Here is a 12909-nt window from a genome sequence, read left to right as displayed (position 1 = left end):
CTGGTCTCGGGTGTTGTTTAATGACGCGACATCGATTGAAACCGCTCGACCTCGTCCGTCATGATGGCGTCGACACCAGTCATGTCCGGCAACTCGCTCGGGTCATTGATCGTGTAGAGACGAAGTGACCGATTTTGTTCGCGGAGCGTCATCCAGTCTCTTGTCCCCATAAACTCCGGCTGGGCGTGGACGGCCTCGGCTCCGACTCGTTCCACAAATTCAACCAAATTCGGATGCCCATCAGTTGTCAGGACGGCAATCCTCGCCTCACGGGCGATATCCCGCAATCGGATGAGCGTGTCTGGATTGAATGAAGAGAAGACGACACGTTGTTCGAGCTTGAACTCGGTGACGGCGAGCCACGTCAGATACTCGATCCCGTCATAGTCGAACCGGTCCGTCTTCAGCTCGATGTTGAGCGTGACGTCGGTCGGTTCGAGCAAGACGAGCACTTCCTCGAGCGTCGGGATTCGTTCCCCGCTCTCCGTCCGGAGCAAGCGGAGCTGCCGGAGCGTCATATCTTTGACGAAACCGCTCCCGTTCGTCGTCCGGTCGACCGTCTCGTCATGGATGACGACAAGGCGTCCGTCGCGCGTCAATTGGACGTCGAGTTCGATGCCGTCGACGTGAGGCAACGCCGCCTTGAACGCGCTTAGTGTGTTCTCCGGATACTTGGCGCTATAGCCGCGATGTGCGTAAATCAACATATCATTGTCCCAAGGTGGAAGTCGTCTCATCGGCCGCGCGCTTCAACGCCTCTTCGACCGATACGCCTTGGTATAGGCTCTCCATGGCGTTGACGACGCTTTGACGGGACTGCGGGAACGTCGAGATGAGCGCTCCTTGTGTCGCTGGTGAGGCTGTCGTCTCGCTCAATTGATCGACCGTCACTTTCAGTTGTGGATATTCGGCCCACATCTCTTTGACGCTCGGCTCGTCATACGCCTCCGGATTGATGGCGAAGTAGCCCGTCTCGACGTGCCATTTAGCCTGTGCTTCTTTAGAGGCCGCATACTTCATGAACTCCCATGCTCCCTGCTTCGTCTCGTCGGCGATGCCGTCACCCATCCAGAGCGAGGCTCCACCGATGATGACGCCTTCCCGCTCCGCTTCGTTCGGCACCGGCAAGTATGATGCCCCGACCTCGAAGTCGGCGTTATCCGCGACGGTGCGAATCCCGGCCGACGAGTCGAGATACATGGCGACTTTCCCTGATTGGAAGGCGGCACGCATGTCGTCCCAGTTTTGGCCGACGTTCATGAACGTCTTCTCGTCGTACATCTCTTTGATCAAGTTGAAGGCGTTCTGTCCTTCTTCCCCATCGAATACCGCTTTCGTCGGCGCACCGCTGCGCCCGTTGTCGTTATCGACGTAGAGCCCGCCTTGCGCGGCGACGAGCTGTTCGAAGAACCAACCGTAGTTGAGCATCGTGAAGCCGGTCTGGCCGTCGGTCGTCAGTGTCTTCGCCGCCTGCTTCAGTTCATCATACGTCCGCGGCGCTTTCTCCGGATCGAGTCCCGCTTTTTCGAACGCATCCTTGTTGTAGATGAGCACCGGTGTCGACGAGTTGAACGGCATCGAGTACTGCTTGCCGTCGACTTGGTAATAGCTCAAGATGTTCTCTTCCCAGACGCTCGTATCGAAGTCCTCTTTGTCGATGAACTCCTGGACCGGCGTGATTTTGTTCGAGTCGATCATATACTTCGTGCCGACCTCGAACGTCTGCATGATGGCCGGTGCGTCCGGTGACCCTGCGACGGCGTTGAACTTCGTGAGCGCCTCTTCATACGTGCCTTGGAACACCGGTTTCACTTCATATTCTTCTTGCGACTCGTTGAAGGCATCGACTTGGTTGTTGAGCGCGGTCTCTAAGTCTCCGCTCATCGCGTGCCAAAACACGACTTCCGTCTTTCCGTCCGTCGTCGTAGTCGCCGCGGCCTCTTCCGCTTCTTGACTGCCACATGCCCCGAGCAACAATACCGAACTAGCCAACCCTGCGAATAACGCTTTCTTTTTCATCATATATTCCCCCTATTATTTGATCGCGCCTTGTGTCAAACCTTCTTGTAACTGCTTTTGTCCTGCGAATAACAGCATCAGCGTCGGGATGATAATCAAGATAACCGCCGCCATGACGACACCCCAATCCGAGGCGACCTCGTTCGACTGCATCTGCTTAATCCCGATTTGCACCGTGCGTGCCTGCTCCGTGTTTGTCACGAGGAGCGGCCATAAGTACATGTTCCATGTCGTCAAGAAGCTATATACCGACAACGTGACGAGCGGTGTCTTCGAGACCGGCAAGACGACGTTCCAAAAGAAACGGAAACGGCTGATGCCGGCGATTTGTGATGCCTCGTACATCTCGTACGGAATCGTCTTGAACTGTTGTCTTAGCAAAAACGTCCCGAACGCGAGCGCGAAGAATGGCACCGACAGCCCCCACACCGAGTTGAGCCAGCCGAGCGACTGAATCGTCAAGAAGTTCGGTACCATCGTCGCTTCCCATGGCACCATCATCGTCGCGAGGAAGAGCATGAAGATGAGCCCTTTCCCTTTGAAGTCGATGAAGACGAACGCGAAGGCGGCGAGGCTCGACAAGACGACTTGGCCGACCATGACGAGGAGCGCGACGACGAGACTATTCCATAAGTACGTCATGAGCGGGATCCGCTCAAAGGCGGCAATATAGTTGTCGAATGTGACGTCGCGCGGGATGAGATTCCCTTTCAACACCTCGCTCCCGTCCATCAGGCTGATCGAGAAGGCGTAGCCAATCGGGAACAGCATGACGACGGCGCTCAAGACGAGGAGCGTATACGTGACTACTTTCCGGAGCGTCATTGGTAATGCACCTTCCTTTCGACGAGCTTGAACTGGAGCCACGTCAACAGAAGGACCGTCAAGAACAAGAGCACGGCCTGCGCACTCGCCCCGCCGACGTTATAGTTGATGAACGCGTCCTTATAGATGGCGTAGACGATGACGTTCGTCGAGTTCGTCGGTCCGCCTTTCGTCAGCAAATCGATTTGCCCGAACGTCTGGAACGCGTTGATGAGCGAGATGATGCCGACGAAGAAGAGCGTCGGAGACAGCATCGGGATTGTGATGGCCCGGAGCTGGGTCCAATATCCGGTTCCGGCGATGTCCGCACTCTCATACAGTGTCCGGTCGATGTTTTGCAGCCCGCCGAGGAGAATCAAGAACGTGAAGCCGATATTCATCCAGACGGTCGCGAGCGACACGGATAAGAGCGCGTACTGCGGGTCAAGGAGCCACTGCACCCCGCTTGCCCCAACCGCTTCCAAGAAGCGATTGAAGATACCGATGGACGGGTTGTACATGAACATCCAAATGACCGACGAGGCTGCGACGCTCATCCCCATCGTCGCCGAGAATGCCGTCCGGAAGATGCCAATCCCGCGCAGCTTCTCGTTGGCGAGGAGCGCGAGCCCGAGCGCGATGATGATTGTGAGCGGGACGGTCAACAGAACGAAGCCGACCGTCGCCTGGATGCTCTGCCAAAACGAGGCGCTCGTGAACAGTTTGGCGTAATGCTCGCCGCCGACGTAACTGAGCGGCGTCCCTTGTGTGTCCGTTTGAAAGAAACTCAAGTAAATCGTCCGGAACAACGGATAGACGAGAAAGATCCCAAATAACGCGATCGACGGGGACAAGTAGAGGAGTCCGCTCGTCGCGTCTGATAATCGGGTCCGGACGCGTTGTCTCGGAAGGGCGACCGTCATTGGAACACCTCCAACGCCTCGAACAGTTTCGGTTGCCGCGGTTCGATGCGATTCCCCGTCGCGTCAAACAGTGACATCTGTTTCGGGTCGACGTAACAGGCAATCTTCTCCCCAATCGCGAGCGGCCATTGTCCGGGCCATTTGGCGAGCCACTCGACGCCGCCCATGTCAAAGGCGAGAATCGTCTCCGTGCCGAGCACTTCGATATTTTTCAGTTCGGCGTAGAACGTGATCTCGTCTTTCGCCGGCGTGATTTGTTCCGGCCGGATGCCGAGCGTCGCCGTATCTTCTCGCGTCAGCGTGTTCGGGTGGAATAGACGCCCGTCCGAGGCGACCCAGCCCTTGTCACTCCGTTGCACCGACGTCAAATTCATCGGCGGTGACCCGATGAACGAGGCGACGAACGTGTTCGCCGGCTTATTGTACAAATCGAGCGGTTGACCGACTTGTTGGACCTGACCATCGTTCAACAGCATCATCCGGTCGGCCATCGTCATCGCCTCGACTTGGTCGTGCGTGACGTAAATCATCGTCAGTTTGAGCTTGCGTTGCAGCTGCCGGATCTCCGAGCGCATCTTGGCCCGAAGTTTCGCGTCCAAGTTCGAGAGCGGCTCGTCCATGAGGCAAATCGGCGACTCGGTCACGATGGCCCGGGCTAGTGCGACCCGTTGCCGTTGCCCGCCCGACAGTTCGCGCGGCTTCCGCTTTAAATAATCCGTCAGTCCGAGCGTATCGGCCGCTTCCAAGCAACGTTCACGCTGCTCGAGCTTCGTCAGTCCTTTCGTATGTAACCCGAACGTGATGTTTTTCTCGACGGTCATGTGCGGATAGAGCGCATAGTTTTGGAATACCATCGATAGTTGCCGCTCGCTCGGTTTCAGTTCGTTCGCGGCGACGCCGTCGATGCGGAGCGTCCCGCTCGTGATCGACTCGAGCCCGGCGATCATCCGGAGCATCGTGCTCTTGCCACAGCCGGATGGTCCGACGAGGGCGAAGAACTCACCGGCCTCGATCGTCACGTCGATGCCACGAATGACTTCCGTCTCGTCGTATGACTTTTTGATATTCTGCAGTTGAATCGATTTCATAAGATATCCTCCTTCATTCCTTGCGACGCCCATAACCGCTCGTCCCCGGTCGAGACGGCGAACGCCCCGTGGGACAGAGCTTCGTGCACGTGAATCGGCTTCCGAATCATCCCGCCCGTCACAATCGGTAGCGAGACGTTTTCCGCGACATGTTCGATGACGCTCGGGATGAGACCTGGCATCAGTTCGAGCGCGTCCGGCTGTTGGTCCCGTGCCATCTTGATGCCTGAGGTGATCGCGTCCGAGTCGACGAGGAACAGGCGCTGCACCGTCATCAGGCCGGCCCGTTTGGCGTGTTGGATGACAGACGCCTTCGTCGTCACAATCCCATCGGCGCCGACCCGTTTCGCCAAATAGTCGATGCCGTCCCGGTCGAGGCTGATGCCGTTGATGCGTTCGGCGTGCAGGAACACGGTCCGATTCTCACGCTTCAAATGGGCGACGTAGCGGTCGAGCGTGCTGAGCGTCCCCATCATGAGGAACGTCGTCGTCACGTCCGACTGCAGGAACTTCTCGAGTTGTTTCGGTGATTTGATGGAGGCGATCATCTTCTCTTGTCCGATCGTGCGGAGCGTTTCATTCACTTGAATCATCCTTCCCTAAAAAAAGGACCAACAGAAACAGGACGTCATGGACGTACGGGCTTCTGTTGGTCTCTCGAATGTTCTACCAGTTGCTATTCACTTGGCATGAGGGGTCTCACAAGTCATATCGTACCGGATGAATGTAAAGCGTCCGTGAAGCTCGTGCAAAAGTTTGTGAAGCCGACGTAAAAAAAACGACTCATAATGAGTCGGTGTCGTCGAGCGTCTGTCTCGCTTTCGCCAAGATGTCGGCTTTGCCGGCATCATCCCGGCCTTGCCAGTTACGGACCATCATCTTCATGTGCTGATTCTTCGCGAACCGGTCCTCGTGCTTGTCGATGAAGTTCCAATACAAAGCGTTGAACGGACAGGCGTCGTCCTCGGTCGTATGTTTCGGGTTATACTTGCAGCCTTTGCAGTAGTCGCTCATCTTGTCGATATATTTCCCCGAGGCGATATACGGCTTCGTCGCCAATCTCCCGCCATCGGCATGGAGCGCCATCCCGAGCACGTTCGGCAACACGACCCAGTCGTAGGCATCGATATACATCTCGTTGAACCAGTCGCTCGTCTGTTGCGGCGACACTTCGAACAGCGTCGCGAAGTTGCCGAGCACCATGAGCCGCTGGATGTGGTGGTTGTGCGCCCGCTCGATGACCGGCTTCACACTTTGATGGACACAGTGCAGGTCTGTCTTAGCGTCCCAGAAGTAGCTCGGCAAATCGCGCTCATGCTTGAACGTGTTGACCGATTCATAACCCGGCATCGACGCCACATAGACGGCGCGCATATATTCGCGCCAGCCGAGGAGTTGACGGACGAATCCTTCGACCGAGGCGAGCGGCGCGTCCGACGCCACCGCCGCCTGGACGACCTCGTCCGGTGTCAGGAGCCCGATGTTGATGGCCGCGGACAACAGGCTGTGCGACATGTTTTGATTGTCCGACAGCATCGCGTCCTGATACGGACCGAACGTCTCGAGACGCGCTTCGACGAAACGCGAGAGCGCACGGCGTGCCTCATTGCGCGTCACCGGCCAGACGAACGGGGTGATGTCTCCGGGGTGGTCGGCGAAGCCCGTCTCGACTTTTTGGATGACGTCTTTCGTGATGGCGTCCGGCCGGAAATGGATCGGTGGTGGGAACGTGAGTCCTGCTTTCGGCGGCTGGCGGTTGTCCGCATCGAACGACCACTTGCCACCCCGCGGCTTCCCGTCCTCGAACAACACATCGAACCGTTTCCGCATCTCGCGATAGAAGCGGTCCATCCGCCATGGCGTGCTGCCAATTGTGTCGACGGCTTCCTTCTTCGTTAAATAGAAGAGCGGCACGTCCGTATGTTCGACGAGCTTGTACTGCTGACCGAACTGTTGCAACTTCTTCTCCATCGCGGCGTCGGTGACGGCCGTGTAATGGACCTCTTCCGGTTCATATCGTGTGAAGTGGTCGTCCCATGCGTCTTGGAACGAGTCGGCCTCGTGATAGTCGACGGTATAGCCCTTTTCCCTTAGCTCCTCAGCGAAGTGACGCATCGCCGAGAAAATGAGGACGAGCTTCTGTTTATGGTACGGCCGCCACGTCGCCCGTGATGTCGCCTCGATCATGACGATGACGTCATCGCTCTCAACGTGATCGAATAGCTCGAGCTCGTGCGACAACTGATTGCCGAAGATCCAAAAGGAACGCATCGATTCAACTCCCCTCCCAAAATGGTTATGCTACACTCAATCTACCTCGACTTTATTTGGAAAGGAATGGTTCGATGCGCTTCACGCGTCTCCAAACATGGATTGACAGTCAATACGAGAATCCACGCGGCGTCGTCGGCACGTATATCGGTGAGAAGATGGTCAGGCAACACCGGGTCGAAGTCGATTGGACGATTGAGCAACTTCATATTCAGCCCGACAATCGCGTCCTCGATCTCGGTTGCGGGGCCGGCGACGCGCTGGCACAGATGCTGCGTAGCTTTGATCACGTGCATGTGACCGGACTCGATCGTTCCCCGACCATCGTCCGCTCGGCGCTCCGACGAAATCGAGTGGACGTGCAAACCGGGCGAGCCGAAGTCGTCCAAGGCGACCTCGGGACGCTCCCGTTCCCGGACGCGCAGTTTGACCGCGTCTTCAGCATCCACACACTCTACTTTTGGGAAGACGTGCCGGCGGTGCTTGCCGAGATTGATCGCGTTCTCGCACCAGGTGGGTCGTTCGTCATCACGTACTGCGATGGGAAAGCTGACGTGACGTGGGATGGCATCGCGTCTATCGTGCGGGAACAGTTCATCCCCGCCGCTTCCGCTCTTAATTTGACCGATCTCGTCGAGACACGTGGACCTGACTCACGAGACTATCATACGGTCGCCGTGTCCGGACGAAAGCCCATCTAACGTCAACTCCGGCTCTTCCGTGTGACCGCTACCCCGCCAAAGCCGCTGATGATGGCGATGTAGAAGCCCAAATCGTAGAACCAACCGGTGTTGTTCACTTCATAGACGCGATACGTGTCATTGAACAATCCTAAAACGAGTGACACTGGTGCGATCCAACCATGCCAGACGCCCCAAAAGAATCCGGCCGGGTCGGTCGTGTACGTCCCGTCGCCCGGCACACAGCCGCCGAGGACGACAATCAAACTGAGCATGATGGCCAATAATCCGATTCGTTTCATCATAAATCCCTCCTGCTATGAGTATTCCCGGTTTTGCAGAATTCAGTACGGGCCAACATGCGTCAAAAGAATGAAAACAAGCAGCGACTCATTATGAGCCGCTGCTTGTTTGTGTTACCGCCAAAGTTGGACCGTGTTCGCGAACTCGATATCGGTCGCGATTTCCCCGTCGAGGGCATGTAAATCGAAATCTTTGCCGTCGAGCCACTCCTGAAAATCGAAGATGACCGGGTCGCGGTCGCCACCGAGGGCGAACCACGTCTCGAGCGTCTCCGGGAAGTAAGCCGCCGTGTGAATCGTGCCGGCCCAGCTCTTATACAGCTCCGAGAAGACGCCCTTGTCCGAGTCGTTCATGAGCCGGAACGCACTCTCGGCGTCCTGGACGATATGTTGATACATCTTGATTTCCATCATCCGACGTGTTGAATCGTCGAGATGGTAACGGTTCTCGTGTTGCAACAGCTCGAAATGGTTCGTGCAGATGTTCGACTCGCGGACACGAATATCGCGCGGTGTCGCTTCGATGACGCGTGTCTTCGACGACTTGTCGTGGACGACATACGTGAACGAGCCGCGGTGCGGAATCTCTTGCAGCAGATTGACCGCTTCCTCGACCGTGGCGCACGTCTCGAGAATCATTCGGCCGATCATCTGGCAGACGAACCCATCTCCAGGCCGGCGGCGGTTGATGAAGTTATAGCCCATGGCGAGCCCTTTCTCGTTCATCCCGTCCATCCGGCCGGTGACGCGCGAGACGGGACCGATGACGGCGTAACCCTCATCTGGCTGGAACACGTTATAGCGTCCATCGTACGTCATCGGATGGTAGTCATAGTTGCGGACGAGGAAGTTGTCCCCCGTCAAAATCGAACAGCCGCTGACCGGGTTATTGACCCGGAAATGACCGAAGTGAAGGAGCGTGTCGGCGAGCGTCAACTCGAGTTCGTCCTGCAGACCGAGCAGTTCTTCCCAAATCTTCGGGGCGAACCGGTCGAACGCCTGCTTCGCCTCGCGCTCATCAATCTCAAAGCGCGGGACGCGGAGCTTCCATTGGTCGGTCCGATTCTCGAGCAGCTTGCTGCGCTTGATGTATTGTCCTTGAAAGCGGCCAAAGTCATAGTGACTGCCGCGGAATTGTGTGAGTTCACTTGAGACACGTTGCATGAAAAAACCTCCCTTGCGCCTAGTATAACGGACGCAACGGAGGTATGTCTGACTTGAGACTGTTCACAACTTGAACTGGCGGCTCATGCGTTGCATGTCCTCGGCCGTGTGCGACAAATCTTTGACGAGCCGGTTCATCGTCTCGCTCGTCGCCGACATCTGTTCGGTCGAGGCTGCCACTTCCTCGTTACCAGCCGTACTCTCTTCAGAAATCGACGCGATGTCAGAGAGACCACGTTTGATGTCGTCTTGGTTCGTCTTGACGCGCCCGAGTTGTCCTTGCATCGAGTTCGTCAGGCGCTGCATCTCCCGCACGCTCTGCTCGATCTCATTGAAGGCGCGCTTCGTCTCCTCGAGCGTCCGCTTGCCGTCCTCGGCGGCGTGCATGCTGTCCGTGAACGTCTCGCCGAGCGCGATCGAGTTTCGTTTGACGCTGCCAACGATTTCCGAGATCTCACTGACCGATCGGGCGACGCTGTCGGATAACTTGCGAATCTCAGAAGCGACGACGGCGAAGCCTTTTCCATGCTCCCCGGCACGGGCCGCCTCGATGGCCGCGTTCAAGGCGAGCAAGTTCGTCTGTTCCGAGATTTGACGGATCATCGTGACGAGCGCCGTCACTTCGTCAGCCTGTTGTTCGAAGTCCTTCACTTGTCCTTGCGACTCGCGCACTTGCAGATGGATGTTCGTCATCTTGCCGACGGCATCCTCCATCAGTCCAAGCCCTTCGGCCGTCACGCGGCTGACGACTTCCGCTTGCTCGCTCACACCGTTGCCGTCCTGCGCCGTCTGGTCGACGAGTCCCGAGAACTCGTTCATGTGTCCGTACAGTTTCATCGTGAGCACGCTCTGATTCTCGACACCGCCCGCGATTTCTTCCATCGTGAACGCGATTTGACGCGAGGCATCGTTCACTTCTTCCGAGATACTCGCCACGTTGCCGCTCTCGTCACGCACCGTCTGAGCGGACGTCTGCAATCCCGAGATCAAGTCGCGGAGCATTTTCGTCATCTGATCCATCGAGGCGGTGAGCCGCTTGATCTCATCGTTCGCTTTCAACTGGATGTTGTCCATCTCCCTGGCCGCTGTCGCCAAGTCGCCGCTCGCGATATGGGTCGCGACACGTTCGAGCTCACGGAGCGGTCGGAGTTTCCAGCCAAGGTAGCGCCAGATGATGACCGAGGCGATCCCAAGCAAGATGACGAGTCCGATGAGAATCGGCGGCAAGCTCTCTTGCAACACGTCTTCCGTCACCGCGGCGACGTCACTCGCCCCTTTATCGATTCCAAGGACACCGATGACGTCCCCGCCTTGTTTGATTGGAACGAGCACAGTCATATAGTCCCCGTACTCTGGATCCTCGACAATCGGTGTCGTGACGGTCCCACCTTCAAACGCCGCTCTCGCATCTGCAAACGACGTCGCTGTCGTCGGCGTTCCGATATCGACCGCGTCGGCCGCGCTCATCCCATCGACGATGATTTGAAGCTCTTCGCCGTCGGCTGCGAGTGTGTACACATACATGGCCCCGATTTGCGTCCGATACGTGTCGAGCTGTTCCCGAAACTGCTCGAACCGTTCATCTTTCGTCGGGTTCTGTAAAAAGGCCGCATACGCTTCCGTGTCGATCGCCTCGCTGATGCGGGCCCCGTCCGCTAACAGGACCGCTTGCATCGAGCTCTGTACCGTATGCTTCGTGCTGACGTACTGCAGCACGCCGAACATGACGATCAGCAGCGTGATGAATGCCAACATCATCGCCAAAATCCGTGTCTGCAGTGACTGTGGTTTATTTCGTTTCATGTGATTCCCTCCATTCGTCCTTACTCCTTATATCGGACGACTGTCGCGAAGAGTCCACAAAAAAACGGATGATTTTCGACAAAAATCATCCGTTCGTTCATTCATTTGTCGAATCTACAACCTCGAGCGGCATCGACACCTCGGCCTCGCCTTCTTCTCCGATATGGAAGAGCGGGAGGGTCTCGGTAACGAATAGGTCAGGGTTCAAATCCGCTTGATAGACGTACGTCCGGACGTCCCCTTCGCGTTCCGCGACGAGTTCACCGAACGGGATTGGGACACGGGTGCCATCGACTTCATAACTGATGATCGTCGTCGGATCGAGGCGACGGTCTTCGAGCATCCGAATCGTGAACAGCATCGTCGAGCTGTTCGTCCGCTCGAGCGAGACCGCAATCGATTCCGATTGACCGGCCCGTTTTTCAATCATCGCATCTTCGACGTCCTGCTCGAACACGACGTTCTCTTCGGCCGGATCATCTTGCACTTGTTGGCAACCGACGATGGTCGCCAATCCGAGAATCAAGGCAATCACCAATACGCGCATCTCGTTCTCTCCTCACTTCAAGGCGAAAGTGAGTTCCGCTTCACAAGCAACTTCTCCATCGACCGTCGCCACGGCGCGCCCTTTACCGATTGGTCCGCGCACTTTCAAAATCTCGACCTCGAGGCGTAATTGATCGCCCGGGACGACTTGACGTTTGAAGCGACATCCATCGATACCTGCGAAGAACGCGAGCTTGCCTCGGTTCGACTCCTGCTTGAGCATCGCGAACGCGCCGACTTGCGCGAGCGCCTCGACGATCAACACGCCAGGCATGACGTTATAGTCTGGGAAATGTCCATTGAAGAACTCTTCGTTCGCCGTCACATTCTTTAATCCAACGGCCCGTTTGCCTTCTTCGACCTCAAGAATCCGGTCGATGAGCAAAAACGGGTACCGATGCGGGATCACTTCTTTAATCTGTTCAATCGTGTACATGGTTCCACCACCCTTATGATGTTAGCCAAAAATCGGTGATATGGCGCCACGTGTCGATGTTGAACACGTCCTTCCACTCGCCTCCGCCAATCACGCTGTACCCGATGATGGCCCCAATCGCAAGCATCACGAAAGCCAACAACAGGACAACGATGACGCGTAACAAGATTGGGAAACGTCGATGGTTCGATAATCGTTTCCGCTCCGTCCGCTCTTTAGACTCGGTCTGTTCCGAGCCGTTTTGTTCTTCCTTCGCCACGTCCATACATCCTTTCAGCTGAATTAATTATAACATATTAGTACCAGGTAATAAAACTGTTGCATGAGTTCTATATAAGTGTAACGTATCTACTATACGTCGAACAAGCGCCCGGCCTAGGGCAAGGGCGACGCTTCTGTGAAAAATACTGCCCGTTTCCACCTATGCTGTGCTACCGTAAGAGTATTCATCATTTAGGAGGGTTTATTTTTATGTGGAAAGAATTCAAAGAGTTTGCAATCAAAGGCAATGTAATTGACCTCGCCGTCGCCTTCATCCTCGGGGCCGCCTTCACGGCCATCGTCACGTCGCTCGTCAACGACATCTTCATGCCGTTCCTCGGCATCCTCATCGGCGGCATCGACTTCTCGACGCTCGCGGTGTCGGTGCTCGGCGTGAACGTGACGTACGGCAACTTCTTACAAGAAATCGTCAAGTTTTTCCTCATCGCCTTCGCCTTGTTCATGATGGTCAAAGTGTTGAACCGTCTGAAACGTGAGAAAGCGGTCGAAGAGACACCAGAACCGGAACTGTCGCGTGAAGAGCAGCTCCTATCTGAAATCCGTGACTTGTTAAAAGAGCGTCCATAACGTAGTAACGCCTGAACCGAAGTC

15 protein-coding genes are annotated in these 12909 nt (G+C 56.3%); 2 read left to right on the top strand and 13 right to left on the bottom strand.

Going from position 1 to position 12909, the window contains the following annotated elements; translation table 11 throughout:
• Positions 1-17: 17 nt before the first annotated feature.
• The 7 genes from KNP86_RS08555 to KNP86_RS08525 form a co-directional block, all read right to left on the bottom strand.
• Complete coding sequence (locus KNP86_RS08555) at positions 18-707, bottom strand: glycerophosphodiester phosphodiesterase (protein ID WP_214753734.1); 690 nt, start codon at positions 705-707, stop codon at positions 18-20.
• A gap of 1 nt (position 708) precedes the next feature.
• Entirely contained in the window at positions 709-2022 is a 1314-nt protein-coding gene (locus KNP86_RS08550; protein WP_483298409.1) for an ABC transporter substrate-binding protein, read from the bottom strand.
• 12 nt (positions 2023-2034) lie between these two features.
• Positions 2035-2844: a carbohydrate ABC transporter permease gene (locus KNP86_RS08545; RefSeq protein ID WP_214753732.1), complete on the bottom strand. Its 810-nt coding sequence runs from the start codon at positions 2842-2844 to the stop codon at positions 2035-2037.
• Positions 2841-3746, bottom strand: a complete 906-nt coding sequence (locus KNP86_RS08540; RefSeq protein ID WP_034779185.1) for a carbohydrate ABC transporter permease — start codon at positions 3744-3746, stop codon at positions 2841-2843. Before KNP86_RS08540 ends, KNP86_RS08545 begins: the two co-directional genes overlap by 4 nt.
• Positions 3743-4834, bottom strand: coding sequence for an ABC transporter ATP-binding protein (locus tag KNP86_RS08535; protein WP_034779187.1), 1092 nt, complete (start codon positions 4832-4834; stop codon positions 3743-3745). Before KNP86_RS08535 ends, KNP86_RS08540 begins: the two co-directional genes overlap by 4 nt.
• Positions 4831-5418, bottom strand: coding sequence for a glycerol-3-phosphate responsive antiterminator (locus KNP86_RS08530; protein WP_483298408.1), 588 nt, complete (start codon positions 5416-5418; stop codon positions 4831-4833). The genes KNP86_RS08535 and KNP86_RS08530 overlap by 4 nt, the downstream gene beginning before the upstream one ends.
• Before the next feature lie 199 nt (positions 5419-5617).
• Positions 5618-7105, bottom strand: coding sequence for a cryptochrome/photolyase family protein (locus tag KNP86_RS08525; protein ID WP_214753728.1), 1488 nt, complete (start codon positions 7103-7105; stop codon positions 5618-5620).
• A gap of 74 nt (positions 7106-7179) precedes the next feature.
• On the opposite strand from KNP86_RS08525, the gene KNP86_RS08520 reads away from it, so the two are divergent.
• Positions 7180-7806 carry a class I SAM-dependent methyltransferase gene (locus tag KNP86_RS08520; protein WP_214753726.1) on the top strand — a complete coding sequence of 209 codons (627 nt, stop codon included), beginning with the start codon at positions 7180-7182 and terminating at the stop codon, positions 7804-7806.
• Positions 7807-7808: 2 nt separating this feature from the next.
• Here the strand turns inward: KNP86_RS08520 and KNP86_RS08515 are convergent, their stop codons facing one another.
• The 6 genes from KNP86_RS08515 to KNP86_RS08490 form a co-directional block, all read right to left on the bottom strand.
• The gene (locus KNP86_RS08515; RefSeq protein ID WP_200881495.1) at positions 7809-8087 is read right to left on the bottom strand and encodes a hypothetical protein; all 279 of its coding nucleotides are present in this window, start codon (positions 8085-8087) and stop codon (positions 7809-7811) included.
• 114 nt (positions 8088-8201) lie between these two features.
• Complete coding sequence (locus tag KNP86_RS08510) at positions 8202-9251, bottom strand: C45 family autoproteolytic acyltransferase/hydrolase (RefSeq protein WP_214753724.1); 1050 nt, start codon at positions 9249-9251, stop codon at positions 8202-8204.
• A gap of 63 nt (positions 9252-9314) precedes the next feature.
• Complete coding sequence (locus tag KNP86_RS08505; RefSeq protein WP_214753722.1) at positions 9315-11054, bottom strand: methyl-accepting chemotaxis protein; 1740 nt, start codon at positions 11052-11054, stop codon at positions 9315-9317.
• Positions 11055-11151: 97 nt separating this feature from the next.
• Positions 11152-11601, bottom strand: coding sequence for a hypothetical protein (locus KNP86_RS08500; RefSeq protein WP_034779196.1), 450 nt, complete (start codon positions 11599-11601; stop codon positions 11152-11154).
• Positions 11602-11613: 12 nt separating this feature from the next.
• On the bottom strand, positions 11614-12036 hold the full coding sequence (gene fabZ / locus KNP86_RS08495) for a 3-hydroxyacyl-ACP dehydratase FabZ (protein WP_021066156.1): 423 nt from the start codon (positions 12034-12036) through the stop codon (positions 11614-11616).
• Positions 12037-12049: 13 nt separating this feature from the next.
• The gene (locus KNP86_RS08490; protein ID WP_214753720.1) at positions 12050-12301 is read right to left on the bottom strand and encodes a DNA-directed RNA polymerase subunit beta; all 252 of its coding nucleotides are present in this window, start codon (positions 12299-12301) and stop codon (positions 12050-12052) included.
• Between the two features lie 206 nt (positions 12302-12507).
• Here KNP86_RS08490 and mscL point away from each other — a divergent pair, with 206 nt between their 5' ends.
• Positions 12508-12885 carry a large-conductance mechanosensitive channel protein MscL gene (gene mscL / locus KNP86_RS08485; protein ID WP_034779201.1) on the top strand — a complete coding sequence of 126 codons (378 nt, stop codon included), beginning with the start codon at positions 12508-12510 and terminating at the stop codon, positions 12883-12885.
• Positions 12886-12909 lie beyond the last annotated feature (24 nt).

The sequence above is a fragment of the Exiguobacterium sp. s16 genome, from assembly GCF_018618115.1.
In the GTDB taxonomy this organism is placed as follows: domain Bacteria; phylum Bacillota; class Bacilli; order Exiguobacteriales; family Exiguobacteriaceae; genus Exiguobacterium; species Exiguobacterium mexicanum_A.
This window is presented reverse-complemented; position numbering and strand designations above follow the sequence as displayed.